Genomic DNA, 26,523 nt, shown 5'->3' on the forward strand with positions numbered 1-26,523 from the left:
TCTACTTGATTTTACCTTTCTTCTTTGCTCTGTCGACAAAGACCGGGACAATTTACTATCCCGGCCTTCGCGCAATACCTGCAGGAAGTCTTATGGACCTGTTGTCACCGTACGGATTTCCACATCATCGAGGTAGTAACTTCCTGTTCCTGCTGGAAAATCCGTATACACAAACATGAACGTATCTGTAAGCACTCCCGTTTCCTGAATGGTGTATGTGCCCGATACCTGCTTCCATTTGTTTTCACTCAGTGCCGGGCTATTCAGGATAGCAATTTGTTTATTTACACCATCTACCTTGTAGTTAAGACAAATTCGCAGAACAGAACCGGCGGTAGATCCCGGAGCCAACTTAGCCCAGGCAGAATAATAAAAGGTCTGACCGTTGGGTATGGGTGTGGCAGTCGGGAAATGTATGCTTCCATACACATTGTTCTTAGTCACTAGTAGTGACTGAGTGCCACTGTGAGACTCCGCCTGAGTCAACTGCTGCGTAATCGCATACCCTGAATAATGGGTGACACTATCCTCAAATCCGGGGTCTGTAACTAGATTGCTCCCGTATACCGGAGGCGAAGTAACCGTAACCACAGATGATGCGGAGTAGTTGCCATCCAGGGAGCGGGCGGTAATGGTTGCCGTACCTGATGCCACTCCGTACACCGCCCCGTTCGCATCCACAGTGGCCGCTGCCGGGTTGCTGGAGCTCCACAGCACTTCCCGTTGCACTGCCGTAAGCGGCTGCACCGTCGCAGACAGGACATCAGTTTGACCTATATTGAGAGATAGAGTGGTTTTGTTCAAGCTTACTCCCGTGGCGTACACCCATTGGGACGTCGGGGTGTAGCTGATGGGACGAACCTCTACATCGTCAAGATAATAAATTCCCGGCGCTGCAGGCTTGTCGGGATACACATAGAAGTTGACATCTGTTACAGTTCCCGTCTCTTTGATGTTGTAAACGCCTTGAACCTGTTTCCACCCTGTAGTGCTAAGAGGTTCACTTGTGACAAAATAAAACTGTTTGCTCACGCCGTCCACCTTATAAACCAGACAAAGCCGCAATAACGTCCCTGAGGCAGTACCTGAGCCAAGCTTCGCTCGAACGGAATAATAGTAATCCTGCCCCTTCTGGATAGCTGCCGGGAAAATGATTGAAGCATATGGCGCCTGTGCGGTAACCTTCAGCGACTGTCTTCCGCTGTATGCCTCCGAAGTCGTAATCTGAGAGGTGCTAAGATATCCGGAGTTCCTTATAGTCTGATCCTCGAAGCCCGGCATTACAATCAGGTTCTCTCCTTTAATGGCTGCCCGCTCTTTCAAATCCAGTACGATGGAATCCAGACTGAATGGCCCTGTCCCATTGGCTGGAATGACCTTTAATTGGTCCAAAACACCGTTCCATGCTATAACCGCTGTGGGATCAAATACATACTCCCGGTATATCGTATCCTCTGTCACTACCGGTCTCTCCAGCACCTGTGTTGTGTTCCAGACACTTTCTCCCGTCTTGCGGTAGAAGATTTGCGCCTCGCTGCCGTCCGTGCCATTCATGGCAGTCAAACGGATGCGTTTGACTGCCTCTAGAGGAATACCTAGCTCACTAGGAGATAAAAGCGCCGGTTCTGTGCCTGTGGAAGTGCCCGTCATTTTGCCGCCACTTGCCGCAAGTGCAGAAATTTGGCTGTCAGCTGTCCACCCCTGGATGCTGTCAAAGTTCCACACGACAGAATCCGTGTATATGGAAAGCTTTTTGGCTCCTCCATCCCAATTCACAACATATCCCAAAGCGTCTTGGAAAAATTTTATAGGAACCATCAATGTCCCATCCGTCAGAAGTTGGGGCGCAACCGGCAGCACAACGGTCTGCAGTCCTACTGAAGCCGCCGCGTTGCCAGCCTCCAACTTCAGCACCTTGCCGTCCTTCTCCGCGATCAGCGCCTGCTCCGCGGGATCCCATTCCGTCGGTGTCCCTGTGAGTGAGAATACATCTGCAGCAGGAACCATCACCGTACTGCCGCTCAGTTCCGGCGCATGCTTCACACGCTTTAGTTTTTGGTCAATGTATATTCTATTTTCTGCATTTGAAACCTGTACGGCGCTGATCTCATCAATACTGAAAGAGCCTGGGCTGGTAATAGGATCTATGCGAATTTGTGTAATTTGGCCGGACCACTTTTTTCCGTTCCACATAGGTACCAGATAATCCGTAAAGGATCCATTCGTTCGAGCCACAAAAAATCTGGTGGATTTATCCTCGCTCCAAGCGCCGTCATCTGAAGTGATAAAGAAGATCTGCCCCTCCGACTCCACTTCGCTGCTCATCCTCAGCTTAATATAAGGGACATCTTCGGCTAGAAAGTTTAAGCCCGGAGGAGACATCAGACCCGGATCATTACCAACAGATTCCCCCGAATACGTGCCGTTCGCAACAATTAGATTGTCAATCTGCTTCTCTAGCGTCCAGCCTTCGCTATCGCCAGGAGTATCAAACAACCAGCTTTCCGCAAACCCGGTTCCGACTGTTGGTTCGGCCGCCATTAGATTGGGAAGCGTCCGTCCCGGTGGGTAGAGCGTTCCTAACCTATCCTTCTGTCCGGCAGTTGGCGAAGCATCTACATGAGGGCCTTCCTCTGCGAATACATCGCGGATGGCGTCCAAATACCCGAATCTTTCTAAATCTGTAGGCATGATGAAGTGTCCTTCGCCAAACTCGTTCCAGTTGTCTAGCATGACGACTCGTTTCCCAAGGCTGCCTGTGGGAAGTGACGGAATAAAATCATCCTTGGTCCATAACGCTAACGACTTGAATTGTTCGGGAGTAGCGAAATACCCCTTCAAACCTCCCCATGGAAGCAAGTCCTTGCCCATGCTCAACGTAGCTACAAGATCAATGGCATCTGCATCCCTTTGCTGTTCCATCTTGCTTTGGGCAACACCGGGATTTCCACCGAACAGCCCCCAGTCATAAGCATAAATTGCGTCGAAGCCCGCCGCCGACATATCGAGCATCTCCTGTTGATAGGTTCCCTTATATGAGCTAAGAATGATGGCACCGTCGAAGCCCGCCTGGATTGCGGCGCTGCGCAGATAGTCAAGTTCCTCCTTGACCGCCGTCAGACTGTTGCCGAAATCCCGCTTCAGACCGCTGAGACTGTAAATGGAGATCACCGGCTTGTTGTCGATCTTCAGGTATCGATCATCCTTGAAGTAATATTCGATCCAATACGGCACTAAATTGTTACGGAAGTCAGCACTGTCTTTCGCAAAAGAAGCCCCGTTTTCCCACATAATCGTAAAGTCTAGCAAATCGCTGTATTTCGCGTTAAAAAATCCATCATGGAGTCCTTCCGCAAGATAAGGATCTTTAATTGGATTACCTTCGCCGCCTGTCGGTCGGAACCAGCAATACTGCTGGAACCCAACGCCGTGCTCGGCCATCCACTTAATCTCCCAGTCTGCTACCTCAGGATTTCCTTCGTCATAATAGCCCAAAAGCGGGACGCGATTGGGATATGGATTAATGCGGTCCCAACCGTAATGAGTGCCCTCTCGCCACAAGGAGCAGGACTGCATGCCAATCTCATAATCAGAGTCGTCAGGCAAAATCGGAGCCGGTACAGGGTCGGAAGGCGCCGCAGGCTGGTCGTAAAGCAACACATCGTCCAGCCATGCAACCGCGCCTTCGGGAATCGTAAAACCGATCTGATCCGGGTTCGATGTCAATACCTTCAGTTCCACTTGTTCAGCCCTGAGCTTACCATTAATGTAAATATCGCCTTTGGATTGCGATCGGTTTAGAATCAGCTTCACATGATACCACATATTGGGCAAATAATCGTATAGCGTCACCACTGCTCCGGAAGAATTCACGTAGCCGATCTGTCCTCCGCTTGTGACAAGTGCTACCGAGTCTGCCGGTCCATCGCCTAACTCCACCCGAAAGCCGTCTTGCTTGTCAGGAAGATTGGCTTTGAACTCCAACACAAGGTCGCCGGACTGGGCAGGGACAGCTTTTGTCCATCGCATATCCGCTGTAGCTTCTTCCGCATCAGCTTTCAGACTATAGCTGTCAGGCCGTATGGAACTGCGGAGCTCCTCTACAGAAAACTCGCCTCCCGATGAGGTGTAAGACCAGTCTCCCGGCAGCATACCCGGTTTGACGGAAATGAATCGCTCATTCACCGCATACCCCTTGTACAGCTTGATCGGAGAGAGGAATAAATCCCCTTTCGAGGCGACCCCAGTTGAAATGAGGATGTTGTCCACGCCGCCGGTGTTCGATTTGAAAGGAGCTCCTGAGGCTTTCAGTAAACCGTTAACGTACACATCCGATGTACCTGCATCCAAATTCGCTATCAGCTTCACGCCGTATTCGGTATTCAGGGCATATGGCTGCAGTGTTTGATAGCCGGAAGGCGTGTCTAGCGTTAAGTTACCACCATAGACAGAAATGGTTACGCTTTCATTGCTTCCGTCAGCAAGCTGTACCTTGGTGCCCTCCATATTTGCCATAAGCTTTATACGGAATTCAAGCGTGACCTTACCATTTGTACTAGGCATGAAAGAACGGCTTAAGGACACAGGCAAAAGGTTACTGGTATCGGTGATTTTAAACCAGTCCAGATACCCATACGATATACTCCCGCCAGCCCTTCGGACATCCCAACCAGACGCATACAAATCGTTATTGGCTGTCCCCTTGAATAGAAACGAGAAATTCTCATCGATTAAATAAGCAGCTTCATCCTCTGATTCCGTGACTCCGTTCTCTTCCGCTCGTACTTCTTCAAGCGGGGTAATCTGCCAAACTGTCAATAAGATAAACATAACTACCGCAAGCGCAAGTGTAAGCAACAAGTTTTTTTTCATTACTGTCCCTCCTTCGTATTTTTCGCTTAGCCGGTCGGGAGCCTTCCTTTTCCAGACCACCCGACCGGATTACGTACGATTGCAGTTGTTGTTTTTATTTTGCCGCTGACAACCAGGCGTCGATTTGTTTCCGCGCCTCCGCTTCCACTTTATCCAATCCCGCTTCTAAAAGTCTCTTCTTCATGTTGGCGATGAATGCGTCAAAGTCGGGCATCGATCCGGTATTCAGGATGGACGCCATCTCCGTATAAGCGGCGCTCACCTGGGCTATTTCCGATTTCACCGGCTCCGCATCGAAGTTGAAGCCCAGCAATGCCGAGGTTTTGGCTTCATTGTTGTTTTTCTGCATTTCTTCCAGGGCGGCAGTTGAATTCCAGTTGGAATCCCATTGATCCCATAATGGTCCCAACCAATTGTGCCAGATAGCCCAGGTTTGTTCAGCTCCCGTTTTTGGGGCAACTCTCGGATGGTCAGTACCTGCACCGGATTCAATCGTATAGTTTTTATCCGCTAGTCCATAGGCCAAGGTGTTGGACAAAGTTGGATTTTTCCACACCTCATTCAGCACTTTCATGGCTGCCTTGGGGTTAGGCGAAGTCTTGCTGATGGCAGTTGCCCCACCGGTCATATTGCCGGTGGCAATAATAGGATAACCCACCAATGCTTCAACCGTAGGGAAACCATAAAGGGTCGTAGATTTGGACCCGTCAGCAGTGTATCCTCCGGAATCCCTCATAACCGCGTACTTGCCTGACTTAGCCTCCGCCGTATAATCTGTCTTCAACGCGGCATCCTTGGCGATGTAGCCCTTCTGGTAGAACCTGTTCGTTACCCGGAAGAAATCAAGCCATTCAGGAACGTCCGTATCCCAAACGAGCTTACCGGTATTTTCATTATACTTGAGACCCTTGGTTACATCCGTATGTTCCTTCATCACAATACCTGCCGTGACTTTTTTGGTAGTTAACAGTGGTATAATTCCTGGCTCATTCGCTTTTATCTGTTCCAGAAACGGTTCAAGATCCTCTAATTTGTGGATGTTTTGGAAGTCCAGATTGTATTTGTCTGCCAAATCCTTCTTGAAAACGAACCCCACTGGAGCAGAATACGGGGACTGAGCAGGTATAGCCATTATTTTGCCGTTGTAAGTTACCGCGTCCCATGCCCGAGGATCCACTTTCTTCAAGATATCCTGACCGTACTCTTGAAGCAGATCGTCCAACGGCAGAAAAGCTCCGCGGGCTACATTGTTGCTGATCGAATTCGTCCAGCTTGATGTCAGCACCAGATCATACGGCTCTCCAGAGGCCGACATCAGCTTCATTTTGTCCTCCCAGGCGGCATTGTCGATAAAATTGATATGAAGCTTGGCGTTGACTGCCTCCAGCATTTTATTGGCTTCCGCTTCCACCGATTCCTGATTCTTAATCGTATCGATGGGTTTGAGCATGTACCAACTTACATTCGCGATTTCCGTCGGTTTGTCTGCATTTGCGGATGTCTCGGGTTGGACCGAAGCCTTGTCCCAATTGTTACCCTCATTGCCGCTTCCGCAGCCGGTTAGAGCAACGGCCAGTACTGCTCCCGCTGCGATCCATTGAATAACCCGATCGGTCGCTTTCTTAGGATTTTTGGTGCGTGTCTCTTTCATGTTAGAGCCTCCCTTAGTATGAATTACAATTGCTTATATGAAAATGCCCATGAAACAGGCTATTTTCCGAAACTGGAACCGTACCGGTTGACTGCTTACCCTTTGATTGCACCGACAGTCAGGCCTTGAACAAAGTAACGCTGGAAAAACGGGAAGACCACCAGCATAGGTCCTGCCGCAAGCACACACATGGCCATCCGTGCCCCAAGGCTTGGCACTTGCTGCCCTTCCTTAACGAGACCGTATTGCATAGCTTCTGCGCTGTTAAGGAACTCCATATTCCTAAGCACCCTGATCAGAATATATTGCAGTTTCATCAAGTTCTCATTCTCGATATATAAAAGGGTCAGCCACCAATCGTTCCAATGCTCCAGCAGGAGGAACAAACCTACAGTAGCCAGAGCTGGCTTGGCCAGCGGCAGGACAATGCGTGTGAAGATGGTAAATTCTCCAGCACCATCAATTTTGGCGGATTCGTACAGCGCATCGGGCACTGACTGGAGGAATCCCTTCATTAACATCACGTGCCAACCACTGATAAGCATGGGCAGGACCAGCGCCCAGATGGTGTCTTTGAGATCCAGCCAGCGCACCATAAGAATGTAAGAGGGTACCATGCCGCCGTTGAACAACATAGTGAAGAAGACATAAAACGAGAGCTGCTTCCGATAGGCAAAATCCTTGCGGACGATGGCAAAGGCGTAGCTGGCAGTAATCCACAAACCAGCGATGGCGCCTAATGCCGTTGTCCCTATGGTGACGATATAGGAACGGATCAGCGTTGTCGGATCATGAAGAATCATCTTGTAAGCGGAAAAGTCCAATAGACTAGGAATAACAGAATACCCTTTACGGATAATCTCGCCTTCATTCTGGAACGAGGTGCCCACTACCACCAAGAACGGGTATAAGGACACAGCGCAAAAGACGATAAATCCCAGATGAGTAAATACTTGTCCCCATGAGACCGGAGGGCGTTTGGTTGTCGATGTATTCAAGATCGGGCCTCCTTAAAATAGTGCATTGTCGGAATTAACTTTCCGTACAATGTAATTGGTCAAGAGAACCAGCACAAAGCCTACGATGGATTGGAAAAAACCTGCGGCTGATGCCATTCCGAGATCACCCATGTCTATTAAAGAACGATAAACAAAGGTATCTATAACATCCGTTGTAGGATACAGCTGGGATGAATTAAGCGTAACGTTGTAGAACAATCCGAAATCACTATAAAAGATTTTGCCGATGTTTAGAATGACAAGCATAATGATTATCGGTGCGATCATTGGCACGGAGATTGATATCGCCTGCCGGAACCGGCTCGCACCGTCAATCTTAGCGGCCTCATAATATTCCGAATCGATGCCCATCAATGCCGCATAGTAGATAACCGCCGAATAACCCAAACCTTTCCATACAGCTGCCACTATCAGAATGAAAGGCCAATATTTCGCTTCGTTGTACCACATAATGGGTTCCTGCCCGAACCAGCCTAGCACCTGGTTTAGCACGCCATAATCCATATCCAGAAGTGCCCTGAACGCGAAACCTGCTACCACCCAGGAGATAAAATAGGGGATAAACAAAACCGTCTGATACACTTTAACGCCGCCTCGGCCCAACTCCCGAAAAAGCAGTGCCACGAAAACGGAAATGGATGTCCCAAGCACAATAAACACAAAATTATAGGACAACGTGTTTCGCAGCGCCCGCTGTAGGGAGTTTCCGTTAAAAAGATACGTAAAATTATCAAACCCTGTCCAAGGGCTGTTCAGAATGCCCAGATCGTATCGATAGTCTTTAAACGGCAACAGCAGGCCGTATAGGGGAACATACTGGAATATAAAAAGCACAACGATGCCTGGCAGCGCCAGCAACAGCAGTCCCCCATTTTTCCTTAAAGTTTTCATGTCCAGTTCTCCTCCTTGCCGGTTCGCGTTTATTTATAGTCCATTTCCCAGGTCCGCGCCGGCCCATTTGCTAGCTCTAACTGTACGCCCGCTATCGAGGCATGTAAATTTCAAACTTTGACGATTCCTCTGATAAATGACCGTAAATACAGATATTCGCGTATTCTTTAAAATCTGAAAATGTACTTGTTTGACCACTGCCGACCCTCGCAATATTTTCATAAATCCCCAAAAACACCATTCATCTATTCAAAAAACGACGTCCCTTTCGAGTATTGTTCGTTCTATTTACTCCCCTTGCGCTGCTCTGTCAGATGCCGACACTGGCAAAATTGCCGTTAATTAATGGGCGACGGACACCTCGGTAGCACTTGCATTTGTTGATGTGGATGAATTGCTTGCTTTACTAAAGGCGGGAAGATAACCGGGGACTGTTTCTTTCCTTTAAAAACTGTCGTTTCTTTTGAGTTTTGTCTTCTTCCTGTACACACCGCCGCCCTTTCCGGTATCCTTGGAGCTATATCGTCCGCTTATCTAAAAGGAGCACCCCCCATGAAAGATGTGATAGCATGGCTCAGAACAAGAAGTCTGCTTATGAAGATGATAGCGTTTACCAGTATTGCCGTGCTGTTGCTGGTAAGCATACTTGCGGCGATTCTATACGGAAACGCCCGTAGTCTATTAGGCAGCCAGGACAGCATCAGCAGCCGCAAGATCGTCTATCAAGTGAATTACAATCTGAGCCAGATGAATGAATCCATCGTCCGCTTGACTCAGTCTTTTTATCTGAATCCGGATATCAGCGATATCATGTTCGGCCAAAGTGAAGACATGTCCGCCATCGCCCTGAAGATGAACAAGGCATCCAGCACGGTTACATCGGCCAACTTATACGTTCATTCCATCAGCGTCTACAATCCACAGACCCGGTCTTTCTACAATACCGGTTCCCCTGTTTTTTTCGATGATCCGCTGATTAAAGCATTATTTGATGAGGATACGCCCCTACCCAAATTGAAACCTGTCTACCGAAATCTAGGCAAGCTGGTAAACGGTCGTGAGGTCGGTGAGCCTGTATTTTCCTATTTTATGTTCGAGAAACCGGAAAACGGCAGCTACGGCGGTGCCGTTGTCATCAACATCAAGGCTGAGTGGATTCTGGACAGTCTGCATGAAGTGAATATGATCGATCCTGGAAAAGGGGCTCATATTCTTATAATGGACCGCGACAATCGGCTCATTAATACCGTCGGGGACATCGGGGAGCAACCGGATTGGTTGAAAGAAGCCTTGATCCGCCGCCTCTCTACGGAAACTCTGGAAGGGGAACAAGGTTCCTTTGTGGAAAGTAACAATAACAAAGAATATTTGATTACGTATGCGGACAACAGCTCCATGGGTATGACCTTTCTGAAAATTCAACCGGCTCTTGAGGTGTATCATTATCTGAACAGCTTTAAATCTTCCATCCTTTTCATTACAGCTGTCTTTCTGGGCGCCTCCATTATCGTCTCCGTGCTTGTAGCCAGGAGGCTCTACATGCCTATAGGAAGGCTCGTCAAACTGGTTTCAGACGGAAAAGACGCCCCCTTCGTTCAAAGAGAGCACCGAGATGAAATATCCTACCTGGACCATGTGTTCAAGCAATCTATGACCACACTGCAAAGCTATCAGGACGAGCATTACCAATATCGGGACGTAAAGAAGCATTATTGGCTTAGACGTTTTTTAACGGAGAAACTTCTGATGAATTGGTATGAGTTGGAGGAGGTATTCGCCAGGACCGGTATCATTCTACCACGCAGGGCTACCTACGCCGTGGTGCTATTAAAAATCGACGATTACAGCCGATTCCGAGAGCAATATTCCACCAAGGTTCAAGAAGCTATCCGGTTTGCCTTGTTAAACATTGTATCCGAATGGCTATCACCTTCCTTCGCAAATGAGGGGCTTGATTTGAAGGAAGACCATGTGGGGTTTATTGTGGGCGTTCCTGATGATACGGACTTTCCCGAAGATCTAATACCCTTGTTGGAGCAAGCCAGACAGACAGTGAGGCGTTTCTACAAGCTCAGCTTCACCGTCTCCATCAGCCGAGAAACAGAAGAATTCGTCCAATTATTTGCCCTATATAACCAAACATTGAATCAGTCCTCGTACCGTTTTCAATATGGGCATGGTGCTATCCTGCATCCCGACAGTTGCAATTTTGATCGCTCCAGTGGGCAAAGCGAAGTCCCCTCTGCACTGATCAGACAGCTTCACGGTGCGATGATAGGCAAAGAGGCGGAAGATGCACGGGCATGCTTAACCGCCATCTTTGAGAAAATCCGCTCTTTGGAGTATCAGCATGCTTTGACGGCTATTTTTGCACTGATTGAAGCTGTCAAGAAAAGCCTCGACATCGAGGGCCATCCTTCATCCTCTTCCCTACTTATCGAGCTTTCCTCCCTCTCTCTTCATTTGAGCAAGAAGGAAACTCTGAACGAAATCGAGTGGGAGCTGTCTAGTATTGTGAAGAAAGCGTTACAAAACGAGACCAAGGTGCCAGTTACAGTCTCCTTGGATGCCTATGTTGTGGAGACGGTAGCGAATTATATTTGGACCAACTATAGCGATCCGGGCATTTGTCTGGCCTCAATCGCCTCCATGATGAAGATTTCATCACGCAAGTTAGGAAATCTGTTCAAAGCGGGGAAGCAAATGTCTGTAGCCGATTATATAAACGAAACCCGTCTATTAAAGGCATCAGAATTGCTATTGGAGCAGAACAGTAGCATCAGGGGAATTGTGGAGCGCATTGGCGTGGCCAATGAAACGTATTTTTTCAGCCTGTTCAAAAAAAAATTTGGCGTTACTCCCAAGGAATATGTACTAAAGCACTATGCGGAACAAACGGCGGAGGCTCCACGAAGTCAACCCGATAGGATTTAGGGGAGTTCTCGCCCCCAAACAAATTAACGCGGTAATCCGTTAAAGAAAATGGAATAGTCTGTTGAGGTTTTTCAACAGGCTGAGCGTCTCCGGGAGGAGACGCTTTGTTCCATCATACGGTTGTCCGATGAACATGTTACAAAAATCCCTTCATCTTGGCTTTGCGGGCTACCGCTTTGTGTATACCTCCTATTTTCCGCCTACAAAGAATGCTGTAAGCTCCGATGAAATGATTTTGGTATTAAGTTTCTTGGTATGGCCAAGTCCCTTTTTACTCATCAATTGCGCGTTAGGGAGCACGTTGGCCAGTGCCTGGGCGGCATGACGCAGCGCAGCCGGGCTCTCAATGCCTTCGAGCACCAGCGTTGGCATCGTGACTGTACGCCATAATTCGGCAGGCAGCGGCTTTCCGTCCAAATATTCAGCCAACAAAGCCGCGTCGTAGGGGAGAGTGTGAGCAACAGCCATGAGATTAGACCACACGCCTGGCATTATACGTATCAAGCCGACAACGAATGAAGGAGCACCCATCCCCTGCGTCATAAAGTACTTGATGGCCTCTGCCCGGCGATTAGCGGCAATTAGCTCAGCAACGTGTTTGTCGAAATTGTTCGGCGGTTTGCGGTCTGTAGCTTCAACCACGAACGGAGGTTCATGCAGAGCCAATTTCGTGATGTTTGCCCCCCTGGCTGCTGCCTGCAACGCAAGAACCGCCCCGGATGACAAACCCCATACGTACGCCGAGCCGCCAGCTTCATCAATCATTGCTTGAAGATCTTCAAACTCGCGCTCTACGGCATAGGGCTGCGTGTCTCCGCTATCGCCGCGGCCGCGGCGATCGTAGTTGAACACCGTGAAGTGCTGTGACAACAGATTAGCCAGCTGCACCTGACCCGGGAAATTACGGTAGCTGAACGCACCCGTTACCAGGATGAGCGCCGGTCCTTGACCCTTTTTGTCATAGGCGATCTTGGTGCCGTCTTTTGAAGTAATTGAGTACATGGTATGTCTCCTTTTGTGTACTAGATTTTGCTTCTATATGAACGACGAATAGATATCGAATGAATCGACATGATGGAATAATTTTTTCGATTCGCCATTCTCCCAGCAACATCCTACCTATCGCTAATGGGAGGTTCATGATCCAACCAGTTCCACTCGTTATTCACGATAAAACGGCTGACTGCTTCATATGGCGTAATTCCCCAATCATGGAAGGAACGAACACACTCGACAAATGCACTAATCGTCTCCTTATTAGGGTTCCTAAGCATCAACTCCTGCAACTTCATGTACGAATCTGGTTTTTTGGGTGCCTTTTCCAAGGTAATCATCATTGATTTATGGCATGGGAACAATATTCGGTTATAAGCGAGAATCAGTCTCCCTGCAAATAATGCAACTTGACTGACCGCATGTGATAATAAGTACGCATTGTTCAACGTTAAAGCTCGATCAGCAAAATAGCCTCCGTACAACTCCACTTGAGCGAAAAAATCCGAAAAGTTTCTCTCCCGATTAGATTCCGGATACACGGCAATGCGGCTAACAAGCTCAGTCAATTCAGGTATACGGGAAAATGCGACCAACGCCCCTTCAAAAGAAGCTCGTGTTGGCTCGCTTCCTCTTTCTGCCGCAGCTCTCAGAAACGCATAATTAATGATTTTCCCGTCGTAATACCCTCCCTTGTACTCACACCCTTCTTCTTCATAATAAAATAAATGATCTCTCTGTTTTCGCTCTTCGAAGTGCTTATCTTCAACAACCAAATAACAATCAATGTCAGAATCTTCCCGTGCTAATCCTTTCGCTACCGAGCCAGCTATAATGACAGCCAAATAATCCGAATCTTGTTGAAATCGATTGATCAGGTAGGTAATGGCTTTCTTATGATGTTCTCTGATTCCGCTATTCTTAAGATACTCATTCATATTTGAACCCCCAGTATTTGTTATAACTTCATTCAAAAAAGAGAGCGTGACGGTTTAACCGCTTCGCTCTCTTAAATGGTTTATTTCACAGGAAAACGGTAGAAGGCCAGAGGAGGCATATAGGTCAAGCTATCGAGAGGAAAATAAGCCGCCGGGTTTCTTTCGTATCCCCCGTTAACATAGGCTTGCCCCTTCAGAGGACGCTCCGGAGTTACTCGAATGGTGTTTTTGCCGGATATTGACCACTCAAGCACTTGGACACTGCCCTCTTCGTCTTCCAAAGTGAAGACCGGCTGATTCGGTCCGATGGATAACAGATAGCCGCCTACATGATCGTAAACGACTTCCAACGTCTGCTTGCCTGCTTCGTCCGTGACGATTCGAGCTTCGCTGATTTCTGGTGCATTGTAGTGGATCTCTTTGCCATAGACGGTTGCAAGAGCCGCCCTAGCCATTCTCTCTCCAATGAGCAGATTGCCTGCGGGACTATTATGAATTTCGTCGGACAGCGAACAATCGATTGCCGGAATAAGGGTGACATGCGGAATCGTTCGCGCAGCTGTTCTCTGCTGTTCCCTCACCGTGCCCCATGAGCGATTGTCTTCGAGCGTGGCATTAAATGCAGTGTGACGGTTTAACTGAACCGTCATGAAGGGAAGAATGGCATCCTTCAAATCTCGCCTTAACCCCGCGACCATGACACCGAACCTTTCCGCATAAGTATTGCTCTCGTCCGGATTGCAGTCGCTGCATCCTTGATACCAAAGAACTCCTTTAACGGATCCGCCTGCCGCCTTCACGATATTCAACAGATTACGGTAAAGCGTACCTTCTTCCTCCGGATTCCACGCTCGCAGCGGCGATCCGCCAAGAGCGGTTTGCACAAGACCGATCGGATAGCCGGTTTCCCGTTTAACGAGCCGGGCAAATGCGAGAAACGGAGAATGGCCAGGATTAGCCGTCTCGCGATTCTCGATATGAAGCGTGTTCGTCGATTCGTTGAAGGGATGGGTTGCCAAGTCCCACTGCCCGTTATTCCGGAATAAGTGAATACCCATCTCAGGTGCGTCGTTAATAGGCCCTTTACCGTAACCCGCGGCATTGCTCTGTCCGGCAATGATCCATAGATCACCGACGCCTACGTGGTGTACCATATCTCCGCGTATGCCCCATTCAATCTCTCGATTGCCGTCGATTTGCAAACACGTCTCGATACGGTACAATCCCCCCGCAGGCACCTGCTCTAACCGGACACTCCAGGTTTGCCCTTCTCCCATCGTTGCCAACGCCCAGTCACGAACCGTCTCGGCCGAGTCCTCTCTAACTACACGAACGCATACTTGCGCTGCCGCTACCTTATCCTTCATCGACCAAATTCCCGCAAGCTCAACAGAAGCTGCACCATTATGCTGTTGAATAATCGACCACGACTGCGGCCCTTGTTTGATCATAACCCCAATCTGTTCATTTCCCATTTGTCGCACCACCGTTTATGAGTTTTCGAAAGGCTTTTTAACCAAATATAATCCCGATAGAAACCCTAGTAAAGCAATAATTGCCATACCCCTGTAAAGCATAGCGCCGCCATATTCGTCGATTAACCTGGTGACTACAGACACGGCGACTCCCCTATATCCGATCCGCAGGATAGATCAACCCTATCTGCTTCCGAGCTTCATCCATGATCTCTATAACCTTCAAGGAATTCGCATGGGAGTTAACCGAAGATTGCTTGGCTCCGCTCTTAATCAACTGAATGAACTCTTGAACCTCGTAATACATCGCATTGTCCGCTTGCGGTTCGGTGAGCTCCTCGACCTTGCCGTCGCGATATCGGATTTGCACTTTGTCCGGTCTGCTGATTTTATCGAACACGATCGTCCCGTTCTCCCCTTGAATCTCTGCGCTCGCATAAGAATCGACGATTTTGGAGTATTGAATGACCGCATCCATGTCTTTATAGGAGAGCAGCAGACTTCCCGCCCCATCTACACCGGAGTCTAGCATCAGTCCGTTTGCCTGGATCCGCTCGGGCTGCCCGAACAGAACGACTAGCGGATAAATGCAATACACGCCCAAATCCATTAAAGCGCCATTCGAAAATAGAGGGTTAAACGCGTTCGGGATCTCCTCGCCTCTCTTATAGATGTCATAACGCGAAGAGTATTGGCAGTAGCTTGCGAAGTACCTGCGGACGGGCCCGATTTTATGTAGATTATTCTGGATTACGAGGAAGTTCGGCGTAAAAGTAGACTTCATGGCTTCCAACAACACCACGCCATTAACGCTCGCTGCCTCCAACATTCGCCGCACCTCATGCGCGTTCGAGGCAAGCGGTTTCTCGCACAACACATGTTTCCCATGATTCATGCACAAGATGGCATAATCCGCATGAAGGGAATTCGGGCTCGCTATGTAGACGGCATCCAGTTCGGAGCTAGCCGCGAATTGTTCCAGATTCGTATAGACGTTAGGAATATCGTGCTTACCCGCGAATTGACGCCCTTTCTCTTCCGTGCGGGAGTACACGGCGGTTAGCGTGAAATCCCCGATCTGACGAGCTGCATTAATGAAGTCTTCCGTAATCCAGTTCGTTCCGATGATGCCGAATCTGATCATGAGTCTGTGATGTTCCCTTCTTTTTAGAGGTTGAATAGATCGATTTGCATGGGCAGCTCTTGAACAGGTAAATCCAGCATGCGCATAAGCTGTTTGGCGTTTCCTGCCGCATGTCCACCGGAATTATTGTTGAAAATAATCCCCACTACCGTAGACTGCGTGCGCAATTGTTCGATTCGATCAAGCCATTCGCTCAATTCTTCTTCATTATAATCGTACAAATAACGAACCTCTCTCCAGTTCGGCGCACTGCTCTGACTCCAGCCCCCAACGTTCCTTCCATGCATCCGAATGAGCGTAAACTCCGGATGAGTCGCTTCCGGTACGGTAGGCACTGATCCCACACCGGCCTGCGGTTCATCGCAAACGCTATGAATCCAGCCTTCCTCTCTCATGAACGAGAGCGTCTTCTCCCGGAATTCCGGCACGAACCAGCTCTGATGGCGGAACTCTAGCGCGCAAGGGTATCCTTCCATCCTCTTCTTCGTATCTCGGAGCACGCGAACATTTTCCTTAGTGCAGTCGAACCAAGGCGGATATTGAAACAGCGCCGCGGATAACTTGCCCGCTTGCATAACAGGCTCAAGGCTTTCGCGAAACGCCGAGTACATGTCATCGTCATTCTCATAATAGGGTTTTCCCCGCAAATGTCCCGTTATCCCCTGATAGGCTTTCACGATAAAACGAAAGCTTTCCGTTGTTTCCTGTGCATATCGGGCCATTCGATCTTTAGGCTGGACCGCATAGAACGAACTGTCCATCTCCACGATCGGCAATTGCTCGCTATAGCCTCTCAGCTTGTCCTTCGCTCCGGTTCCTGGCGGATAGAGAGTATCGTGGTCCCCCCATCCCGCCAAGCCAACGAGAATCATGATTTCACCTTCGCTTCCATTCGCCGACGCTTAATTAACATTACCCTGATAGTAAAACTTTACAGAACATACTTCAAGTGCCTCTTGGCTCGCGGCGCGAAATATTGCTTTTCCGCACATTTTCCTCATACCCCGATTTTTCAACGGATACTATCATCAACTTTTCGTCAAAATTGTAAGCGCACGATTAAATCTGCCGACCGCGAAGCTCCAGATTCAGAATATCCTTTATACTCAAGAAAGAACATCAGGAAGGAGCACCTCGTATGAAAGCCGATTTCTACGAATCCCCTCATTTTTACATCAGCCGCAAAAATATCACGAAGTCCGCAATGCCCAATCTGCACTACCATGACGGTTATGAAATCCTTTATTTAATCTCGGGCGAGCTGAGTTATCTGATCAAGGAAACCACCTACCACATCCTCAACGGCATGCTGCTGCTAATTAATAAAAACGAGCTTCACAAGCTAATCAATCCGCAAGCCAAGCCGTTCGAACGCGTTACTCTGCTGATGAAAAAGGAGTTCGCCAACGATTTGCTCGGCATCCCCTGGATGTCCAGGCTGTTCGCCAACTTCGACACGCCCTTCAACGCCATTCGGCTGAATACGGGCGATCAACATAAGATCGAGTCGCTGTTCGATCAGATGATCGCGGAGTACAAAAGCGAAGATCCCGTTTCCGACCAATATTTGAAAGCTCTGCTTCTTGAACTGATGCTGTTCGTTCAGCGCAAGCTGAATGGCATTCAACAAGCATCCGCCGCCGAAACGACGCCGATTCATAAAAAAATATGGGGCATCGTCGAGTATATCCACCGCAACTATGCGGACCGTCTCACCCTTGACAGCATTACGGAAAACTTCGATATCAGCCCCTCCTATTTCTGCAAAACGTTCAAAAACAGCACCAACCTGTCCTTCGTGCAATACTTAAACAACGTCCGGGTCAAAGAAGCCAAGAAGCTGCTCAAGTCGAGCAGCTTCAAGGTTGCCGAAATCGCCGAGCAAACCGGCTACGACAACGCGACGCATTTCGGCCGCGTATTCAAAGAGCTGACAGGCGTAACTCCACTCAAGTATCGCAGAACAATGGGCGAAAAAAACTGAAATATGTTCAAAGGAACGAGGAGGCTCATCATGTTCAACAATAATCGATTGCGGCGCCTGCTGCGGCTTGCGGGCTGTTTCCTGGTCATTCTTTCTATGCTGGCGGGGTGCGCCGGCGGCGGGTTCGGAGCCGCGTCTTCGCCGGCCGCTTCGGAGCAGGCGGAGCTGGTCTGGTTGATGTCCACCGATCCGGTCAAAAACAAGTGGCAGGAGAAGACAGTCGCCGAATTCGGGCACACTCACCCCCATATCCGAATCAAGCTGCTGAACGTTCCTTACGAACAGTTCGATCAGAAACTCGCCGCCCTGATCGCAAGCGGCAATGCGCCGGACATCTGGAATCCGAATCAGGCGGATAGCGGCTTCGCCACCTATTTGCAAATGGGCGCTCTGCTGGATTTATCTCCCTATTACGAGAACAGCAAGGCCGAAATGAACGGATTGGACGTAAAGATGATGGACATTTACAGAGTGAACGGCAAGCTTTACGGCGTCCCTTACATCAGCAACGCTACCTATTTTTATTACAACAAGGATCTGTTCGATCAGGCACAGCTCCCCTACCCGCCGACGAACTGGGACGATACGACATGGACGTTCGAGACGATGAGAGACGTTGCCCGCCGGCTGACGTTGGCAACCGATAACCCCGAGACGCATATTTACGGCGTCATGCACGAGCTTTCGCCCAATGCGTTATCTTGGGCGTTCGGCGGAGATCTGCTGCCCGCCGACGCCTATGAAACCGGCTTGATACGCAAACCGAACGTCGTCACCGCGGAAAATACGGCCGCGATCCGCTACTTCAGCGAACTTGCGCTCACGGACGGCGTTTCCCCAAGCCATCAGGCGCTTAGCTCGGCTTATACGCTCGGCAATCCGTTCCTGTCCGGCAAAATCGCGATGACCATAACGGGCGGATGGGGATTGCGCTCTTACCAGAGCGCGGACTTTCGCTGGGGCGTAGCCGCAGTGCCTTATCATGAAGGTCGACAAGTGCCGCTGTATGTGGATCCCTGGTCCATTTCGGCAGCAACGAGTCATCCTGACGAAGCGTGGGAATTCGTCAAGTTCTTGACCTCTCCGGATGGCGGCGCCGGAAGCTACATGACGGATGTCGGCCGAACGCCTGCGGAATCCGGCCTGCTCACGCAATGGTACGAGGCGACGGCCGCGGAGCTTGACATGGACGCGCGGGACCTCAAGGAAGTACACGAAGGGGCGCTCAAGTACGGACGGAGAGCGGATAACCACCTGATTGCCTATTATCCGATCATTCTGGACACGATGAATCAAAGCCTGGGGCCCGTGTGGAACGGAACGACAAGCGTAGAGGAAGGATTGGCCGATATGCAGCGCAATCTTGAGTCCCTGCATCTTGAATGAGTCGAGGAAGGATACCGTCGCCTTCTGGCTGTTCGTGTCTCCCTGGGTATGCGGATTTGCGCTGTTCAGCGGCGAGCCGTTGATCGCCTCCGGTCTGCTCAGCTTTACGAATTACTCGCTGTTTGCGCCTCCTTCGTTTGCGGGGTTGGACAATTATTCAGCGCTTCTGAACGACGCGCTGCTTGCCAAATCACTGAAGGCAACTTTGGCTTATACGCTGCTGGCCGTGCCGTTTCATCTCGTTAGCACGCTTGCGCTTGCGCTTCTGCTCCATTCCGCCGTTGTCGGACAAGCGCTGCTGCGCACCTTGTATTACCTGCCGAGCCTCGTGTCGGGAATCGCCGTCGCGCTGCTGTGGTCCTCGCTCATGGACCCTCATTCCGGCTTTATCCATACCTTTCTATCCTCCGTGCTAGGCCTGAAAGGACCGCTGCTGCTGCAAAATCCGAAATCCGTTATCCCCTCCATCGTGGTGATGGATTTGACTTCGCTCGGAAGTACGACTTTGATCTTCCTAGCCGCGCTGCAAGTATTGCCAGCCGAGTTATTTCACGCAGCCAAGATCGACGGAGCGGGCAGGCTCAAGACGCTGTTTAAGATTACGCTGCCGCTGCTGTCGCCGGTGTTGCTGTTCAATGCGGTTATGGACGTTATTTCCTCCTTGCAGGTTTTTACGCCCGCTTATATCGTGACGAAAGGCGGACCGGAATGGAGTTCCTATTTCTACGTTTATTACTTGTTCAGAGCCGCTTTCTTTCAATTCGACATGGGCTATGCTTCGGCTATGGCATGGATCCTGCTGCTGCTTACATTCGCGTCGATCTGCCTGATCGTGGCTTTGACCAGACCGTTCGTCTATTACGAGAATAAACCGGCAGCGAGCAATAAAGGAGGACGTCGCCATGTTGTTTGAAGCAAACCGGACAGCGCGCTTCGTGCGAATAGGCCGAAGCGCGCTGCGCTATTCGTTCCTGTATGCCGCGCTCGGCTTCATCTGCTTCCCGCTGCTCTGGATGCTGTCCGCCTCGCTCAAATCGACGGCGGAAATTTACCGGTATCCCATGAGACTGCTCCCGGCAAAGCCGCAGTGGAACAATTACGTCCACATCTTCGAGATGGCTCCGCTGGGACGCTTTCTGCTTAATTCCTTCTGGTACGCCGGCGTGACGGCACTCGCGACCGTTGCCGCCTCTTCGCTGGCCGCATATGCATTCGCGCGACTGCCCGCAAGGGGAAGCCAAGTCTTGATGGTTTTGACATTAGCCACGCTGCTGCTCCCGGGGCATGCGACGATGATTCCGCAATACCTGTTGTTCAACGAGCTGCAATGGATCAATTCATACTTGCCGCTGGTTATTCCGGCGTTCGCAGGCAGCGCCTATTATATTTTGCTGATTCGCCAATTTTACACGGGCATTCCAAGGGAGCTTGAGGACGCCGTGAAAATAGACGGGGGCGGCAGGCTGCAAATTTATACGCGAATTATGCTCCCGCTTTCCGTTCCTCCGCTAGTCACTTCGCTGCTGCTGGAATTTATCGGGCGCTGGAACGATCTGTTCAGTCCGCTGCTGTATTTGAACGACGAGCGGCTGTACCCCGTCGCGCTTGGTCTTACGAGCTTCTCCTCCCAATACGGCGCGACGCCTTGGCCGCATGTGATGGCTGCATCGACTATAGCGCTGCTACCGCTGCTGCTGCTCTTCTTCCTCACACAGCGATATTTTTTGAGGGACAATCCCGTTGTTGTTTTCCAAAAAAGATCAAATTCATTTTAAGCTTGACAACCTAATTAATTACGTCAAGCCCCCGGCTCATATGCCGGGGGCTTGACGTTAAAGATCGTATAAAACTTACTTGTTGGCGCCTCCGTTGCCACCGCCTACCTTGTCAACACGTTTTACGATAATCGTGTAAACTTTCGTCGTCTTTTTATCTTGTGCCGTTACGGTCACAGTTACGGTGTTGTCTCCTACTTTTAGTTTGTCGCCGCCTGCAATTGCAACAGTAGCTTTCGCATCGGCCGCAGTTGCCGTAACCCTCACGGAAGATTGGTTTTTCGGCACACTCACCGTGTAGCTCGTCTTGTCGGCGCTAAATCCGCTTACTTTCGTGCCGTCCACCGTAAGATCTCTCAAATCCGCATTTCTGATTGGTAAGATTTCATACACAGCCTTCAAAGTAACCTGGCTTGCCGGCATCGCAAATGTAAGTGGATTTGCTGTATAACTCTCATTTGCAAGTCCTGTCGCTGTCCATTTTACAAAGCGTTGTCCGTTTGGAACAGCAGCCGTCACTGTAACTTGCGAGTTCTCCTTAATCTGTGCAGGACTGTCTACCGCAGCTCCGTCTACCGTAATTGTACCTCCATCTACAGTGAGGGCAGAGACTTTCCTATCTTCTACTGTCAGAGGGATGGTGTATACACTGGATTTTAAGTCTGCAAAGGTAATAACAAGGTCATATGTCCCTGGAACTAATTTACCATACTCAGGAAGCTTGTTTATGTCGTCATATGCAATTTCAAGCCGTTCCGGTGGTGCGCCGTAACCTGTGCTTGGGAACCAATAGCAGCCAGCGGCATCAAGAACCAGTGCATTGTCCTTCATGATCTTCACGCTTTTTACCGCTTTCCGCCAGTTTTCCTTTTGAATTCCCAAGGCGCCTTGACCAAAATCTACCGTTACCCAAATATGTGCTTCAACAGCCTTGTTGTAATATGCGCTTGTTGAGACAAGGCTTGGAGCAACGCCGGAAGTGGCATCGGAAAGCTTGAAGGTGACGTCAATATTGTGTACTTCAGTAACATTGTTAAAGGTATACTCGCCTGCCGCAGCAGCCGCAGTGTTTACCACTCCGTCAACTTTTACGGTGTCGATTTCAAAATATTGGTTTGGCGTGAAAGTGAACTTTTGACTCTGTCCGCGCTCAACCAAAGCATATCCGTCTGGAGAAATCGTCCCGCCCGAACTTGCCGAAGCAATAATGGTTACGAAATTATCTTCTTCTCCGCCGCCAATATCAAGCACTCGCGGGACGGGCTTGTTATTCATTGCATCCCAATCCCAAACGTTAGTAAAGTCCCATCCCAGAGCCTCGAAAGTTGCTTTTTCAGCAAAATCGGCGGCCGCCTTTCCTGCGAAAGCAGCGACGATACCCGAAGGCAGACCACTTGTGCTTAACTTGGCGCTGTCATAGTAATTGACTTGGTTCGTGTCAATGATCGGCCTGCTGCCGGACCAATAGCCTGCTATTTTACCAGGTGTAACCCCGTTTACTGCATTGGACACCGCATTGCCATTAAAGGTTTGGAGCAGACTTCCCGAAGAACCGCCCATATCTCCAATAACAGCACCGAAATATTGACCTCCGACAAGCCCTGAGACCGTACCATTCACATAGTTGTTAAGAATGACTTTTCCCGTTGTCGTATCTTTTTGGGTAAGAGGAGAACCTGAATTGTTCCAGTTTGAACCTCCAATCAAGCCTCCAACTGTATTTCCATAAACATCTGCGGATACGGAGGAATTTCGCACGGTTCCCGCATGGAGCAGTCCTACTATACCTCCAGTATAGCCAACACCGGTTACTTTTCCATCTACATAGCTGTTTTCAATCGTTCCGATGGAAGTTCCTGCGATGGCACCTGTGCTGTTGACGCCGGTAATATCCGCATTCGCTAATTTAACGTTTACGACTCTGCCGCCCGTGCCTATATAGGCGAAGAAGCCTGTGCTATTGTTGCTGCTCGAAATTTTGAGATTTCGTACCGTGTACCCTTTTCCATTGAATGTGCCTAAAAATGGAGTTGGAGCGGCGCCTCCGCCGATTGCTGCAAATGTAACGTCCTTCATATCAATATCCGCCGACAACTCGTATTTTCCGTCAATCGGATAGGCGGATTTGCCAAACCCTTCCGAAAATGCAGCCAACTCACTTGCCGTTCCGATTTTTACGGTTGCAGTGCCGCTTCCGGCAAGAGGCGTGACTTTGGCTGTGGCGGTGCTTGTTGCGACTCCGTTATAGAAACCCGTTCCCGTAGCAACGGAGCGCAAATACGAACCGACATCCGCCGTTTTGATCGTATATTGCGATGCTGTCGCTCCTTCAATGGCTGTCCACGCCGTGCCGTCCGTCGAGCGTTCCCATTTGAATGCAGCGGTAGCGCTTGAAGGAGTAACGGCTGCTTTCAGGGTTTGTCCTTCTTTAGCAATCCCTGTAACGGCAACATTCGTTATCGTCAACTCGTTGACGTCCTGCGGGACCGCGGGATAATTCCATGCCGATAAATTGGGCGTACGCGGTTTATTCGTGACTAGTGCGTTGGTATCCCCGTTTACCAATGTGCCATTGGCATCATATCCCTTGCTTGTCACTCTGATTTCGGTTGGTGAAATGGAAATATTCGAAAATCCGGGTCCTATTGCTCTTACATCGACATAAGCCATTTTTGCAGCGTCCCTATTGTTACTTAAGAAATTAGGCCCGCGTCTGTCGTTATTTCCGGAATAGTTCGTAATATAGGTTGTTCCATTGCCGTAAGTCTGCGGCTCAATGTTCGCGCCATTCGCATACAGCTTGGTGCGGACATAGAGATGGTCGTGTCCCATAAGCACCACATCGACTCCCGCTTCATCGAAAGTGTTTGTCCAGGATGCGACAGGGGTTGCCATACGATATCCGAAAAGAGATTTGTGTATAACCGCAACACGCCATTTGGTCGGGTTTTGTTTGACGACCGACTTCATCCAATCCTGCTGTGCTTTTATTTGTGAGGCATTGTTCTGGTCCTGATAGTCCATCATTAAGAAAAGCGTGTCGCCGTAAACAAAATAGTAGTTGCTAGACTCAAACTGCATTTTGTCCATACCCGCTACCATTCTTTGCGTACCGTCGCCGCCGCCGTAAAATGATGCGCCGTTTTTAGGCGGATTATAGCGTCCCAAAAGGTTTTGCAACGTGGGGTCCACCGGGTCCCAGCTGCTATTCGGGGCCCAACTGTTGCCTGCACCGTCGTACTCATGATTTCCTGTCCCCATATATAGCGGCACACGTGCAAACGTATCGGCATTTGACTCAAAAAAACTATCCCATTCCGAGGTGTCGAAACCATAGGTGACCTGGTCGCCCGAGCTCAGAATAAACGAGGCATTCGGGAAATCATCAAATGCTTGATTGAGAGCCTTGTCATTATGACCATCACTATTGTTACTAGCTGCATGTACGTCGGTAACCCAGTTAAAATTAAAAGTATCGAGATTGCTGGCAGGAGTTTTAAAGCTGGCAGGTGAACCTACGCTTGTAACATTCGTTGCACCGTCACCAACGCTGTATACATATTCCGTACCCGGTTCAAGTACGGCTGTCTCCGCCTTATGGCTCTGGATCGGCGCAATGGAGTACGCCGTCCCTGCGCTATTATAGTTCGCATTTGCAATGGCGCTTGAGAGGTCTACCGTTTTATTGGTTCCCACAACAACATTTGTAAACTTTCCGCCATTGGTTTGAAAGTCTGATTTTTTCGCATAAAAGAGTTGCGTTGACTTCGTTGTTACCGGCGTTACCCAGTTAAAGCGCGCAATATACTTTCCCGCCTCTTGCTTAATGGAGTCGAACAAGAAGGTTACAGAGTTAGGCGCTTTACCGCCGCCTGCCGGCTGCGATATTGTATCCCCTGATTTCGTAATGGTGAATTCATCGATGACACGGAAAGGATTTTCAGAGCCTGTCGCTTTATAGTACGTTTTATAAATGATCGCATTGCTCGTAACCTCAACCTTGCTGTACACACCGGGTGAATATATGGCTCCGCCGCCTGTACTGCTTTTGTCGATGCGAAGGTCATAAAAATAATCGTTCCAGGAAGTGTCGCGGGTGTCCAGGCTGTAAGCATAGTTGTATACCGATCCGCCTATGACATAGGTAGGCGCTTCGCCGAATTTTGCTTTTTGAATGCTTCCTGTGCCTGCGTCAGATGAGGTTGTCTTTAAAGTGGATCTGGCATAGGCATGTTCATGACCGGAGAGTACCAGATCGATGCCTGCATCGGTAAGTTTTTTTCCTGTCACATTATCGATTGCATAGTGACTTGTCCCCGGGTCATACGGTGGAACATGAAAATATACGACTTTCCATTTCTTAGAGGTTGTTGCAGCTTCATTTGCTACAAAATTCCACTGTATTGCGTTGTCAGAGGAAGATGCAAAAGAATTAAGAGAAATAAACAAGGCGTCTCCATAATCAAAGGAATATACGGTTCCAGCAGCAACTGAAGACAGACCGCTTGGTTTCCGTAAAGATGTATGGTTGAATCTTGATTTATACTGTACAAAATCTCTGTCATAGGATGCACCGTCATGGTTACCCGGTGTTGCCATGATGGGCAGCGTACTTGAAAGATTTTGAGCTGCTTCGAAAAACCACTGCCATTCGTCAGAAACATTCCCGTCCTCTACTATGTCACCCATATGAAGAAGAAACGCAGAGTCCGATTCATTTGCCTTGATATAGTCGTATAACTTAGCTGTATTGTCAAACGTACTCACAGAATACCCTTGTGTATCGGGAGTGACAACAAAAGAAAACGGCTTATTGCCGGCAGGATCCACAGGAGCGGTGAAGCTGGCGATCGCGCTGTATCCGCTGCTGGCGTTGCCGACTTTGTAATAATACTTGGTTTCAGGCGAAAGATCCTGAATAACCACATTAAAGGCATGGATCTCTTTAAAGCCAGTCCGCTTATTCTCTGGAAAAATATCTGTGGCCACCGGAGCACTCATTGCGGCGCTTTTTTTGACTCCGTCAGCCAGATCGGGGGATGTACCGTAAATAATTTCCGAAGCGGTCACCGCCGGATCCGTTACCCAATTAAAACTCATCGCCGACTTTCCTGCTTGTGCGCCTCCGGCTATACTGATTGCGATTTGCGACGGAAGTGCCGCAGGAGCTGCCGCCATAGCGCTCCTAGGTATAGCGAGTCCGGAAATAACGATTAGAAGTGCCAAAATTGCCGATGTTAGCTTAGACGTTATTGTTGTTCTGTACACTTGAAGAAATCCCCTCTCACTTGGATTAATGATCATGACTGACCCGAAACAGCACCTGCTGTACGGACACACTCACTCTATCACGAGATAAACTCAGTTATTCTGCATATTTTCCTCTGTCTCCAATTTTTCAACCGATCTTCTTGTCAACTTTTCGTTAAATTTGTAAGCGTATGATTAACTCCGTTTGCTG

At 49.3% G+C, this 26,523-nt stretch carries 15 protein-coding genes; 5 read left to right on the plus strand and 10 right to left on the minus strand.

Going from position 1 to position 26,523, the window contains the following annotated elements:
* Positions 1-90 precede the first annotated feature (90 nt).
* The 4 genes from K7P76_RS24305 to K7P76_RS24320 form a co-directional block, all read right to left on the minus strand.
* Positions 91-4,872: a stalk domain-containing protein gene (locus K7P76_RS24305; RefSeq protein WP_232188016.1), complete on the minus strand. Its 4,782-nt coding sequence runs from the start codon at positions 4,870-4,872 to the stop codon at positions 91-93.
* 94 nt (positions 4,873-4,966) lie between these two features.
* Positions 4,967-6,523: a DUF3502 domain-containing protein gene (locus K7P76_RS24310; protein WP_232188018.1), complete on the minus strand. Its 1,557-nt coding sequence runs from the start codon at positions 6,521-6,523 to the stop codon at positions 4,967-4,969.
* A gap of 95 nt (positions 6,524-6,618) precedes the next feature.
* Entirely contained in the window at positions 6,619-7,521 is a 903-nt protein-coding gene (locus tag K7P76_RS24315) for a carbohydrate ABC transporter permease (RefSeq protein ID WP_232188020.1), read from the minus strand.
* A 12-nt stretch (positions 7,522-7,533) separates the two neighbouring features.
* A complete protein-coding gene (locus K7P76_RS24320; protein WP_232188022.1) occupies positions 7,534-8,433 on the minus strand; it encodes an ABC transporter permease in 900 nt (299 codons plus the stop codon).
* A gap of 552 nt (positions 8,434-8,985) precedes the next feature.
* Between K7P76_RS24320 and K7P76_RS24325 the strand changes: the two genes are divergently transcribed.
* A complete protein-coding gene (locus tag K7P76_RS24325; RefSeq protein ID WP_232188024.1) occupies positions 8,986-11,367 on the plus strand; it encodes an AraC family transcriptional regulator in 2,382 nt (793 codons plus the stop codon).
* A 189-nt stretch (positions 11,368-11,556) separates the two neighbouring features.
* Here the strand turns inward: K7P76_RS24325 and K7P76_RS24330 are convergent, their stop codons facing one another.
* From K7P76_RS24330 to K7P76_RS24350, 5 genes are all read right to left on the minus strand, one after another.
* Positions 11,557-12,369, minus strand: coding sequence for an alpha/beta fold hydrolase (locus K7P76_RS24330; protein WP_232188026.1), 813 nt, complete (start codon positions 12,367-12,369; stop codon positions 11,557-11,559).
* A 113-nt stretch (positions 12,370-12,482) separates the two neighbouring features.
* Positions 12,483-13,298, minus strand: coding sequence for a nucleotidyltransferase domain-containing protein (locus K7P76_RS24335; protein ID WP_232188027.1), 816 nt, complete (start codon positions 13,296-13,298; stop codon positions 12,483-12,485).
* An 80-nt stretch (positions 13,299-13,378) separates the two neighbouring features.
* Complete coding sequence (locus K7P76_RS24340; RefSeq protein ID WP_232188029.1) at positions 13,379-14,773, minus strand: sialate O-acetylesterase; 1,395 nt, start codon at positions 14,771-14,773, stop codon at positions 13,379-13,381.
* 154 nt (positions 14,774-14,927) lie between these two features.
* Positions 14,928-15,917: a Gfo/Idh/MocA family protein gene (locus K7P76_RS24345; RefSeq protein WP_232188031.1), complete on the minus strand. Its 990-nt coding sequence runs from the start codon at positions 15,915-15,917 to the stop codon at positions 14,928-14,930.
* A 23-nt stretch (positions 15,918-15,940) separates the two neighbouring features.
* On the minus strand, positions 15,941-16,789 hold the full coding sequence (locus tag K7P76_RS24350) for a DUF72 domain-containing protein (RefSeq protein ID WP_232188032.1): 849 nt from the start codon (positions 16,787-16,789) through the stop codon (positions 15,941-15,943).
* A gap of 266 nt (positions 16,790-17,055) precedes the next feature.
* Between K7P76_RS24350 and K7P76_RS24355 the strand changes: the two genes are divergently transcribed.
* Genes K7P76_RS24355 through K7P76_RS24370 form a run of 4 tightly spaced genes read left to right on the plus strand, consistent with a single transcriptional unit; the run spans position 17,056 to position 21,062 of the window.
* Positions 17,056-17,901, plus strand: coding sequence for an AraC family transcriptional regulator (locus K7P76_RS24355; RefSeq protein ID WP_232188034.1), 846 nt, complete (start codon positions 17,056-17,058; stop codon positions 17,899-17,901).
* 30 nt (positions 17,902-17,931) lie between these two features.
* Complete coding sequence (locus tag K7P76_RS24360) at positions 17,932-19,287, plus strand: ABC transporter substrate-binding protein (protein ID WP_232188044.1); 1,356 nt, start codon at positions 17,932-17,934, stop codon at positions 19,285-19,287.
* A complete protein-coding gene (locus K7P76_RS24365) occupies positions 19,280-20,200 on the plus strand; it encodes a carbohydrate ABC transporter permease (protein WP_232188053.1) in 921 nt (306 codons plus the stop codon). Before K7P76_RS24360 ends, K7P76_RS24365 begins: the two co-directional genes overlap by 8 nt.
* Positions 20,190-21,062, plus strand: coding sequence for a carbohydrate ABC transporter permease (locus K7P76_RS24370; RefSeq protein ID WP_232188055.1), 873 nt, complete (start codon positions 20,190-20,192; stop codon positions 21,060-21,062). Before K7P76_RS24365 ends, K7P76_RS24370 begins: the two co-directional genes overlap by 11 nt.
* A 75-nt stretch (positions 21,063-21,137) precedes the next feature.
* Here the strand turns inward: K7P76_RS24370 and K7P76_RS24375 are convergent, their stop codons facing one another.
* The gene (locus tag K7P76_RS24375) at positions 21,138-26,330 is read right to left on the minus strand and encodes a metallophosphoesterase (RefSeq protein WP_232188057.1); all 5,193 of its coding nucleotides are present in this window, start codon (positions 26,328-26,330) and stop codon (positions 21,138-21,140) included.
* Between the last annotated feature and the right edge of the window lie 193 nt (positions 26,331-26,523).

The organism is Cohnella silvisoli, from assembly GCF_021190915.1.
GTDB lineage: Bacteria > Bacillota > Bacilli > Paenibacillales > Paenibacillaceae > Cohnella > Cohnella silvisoli.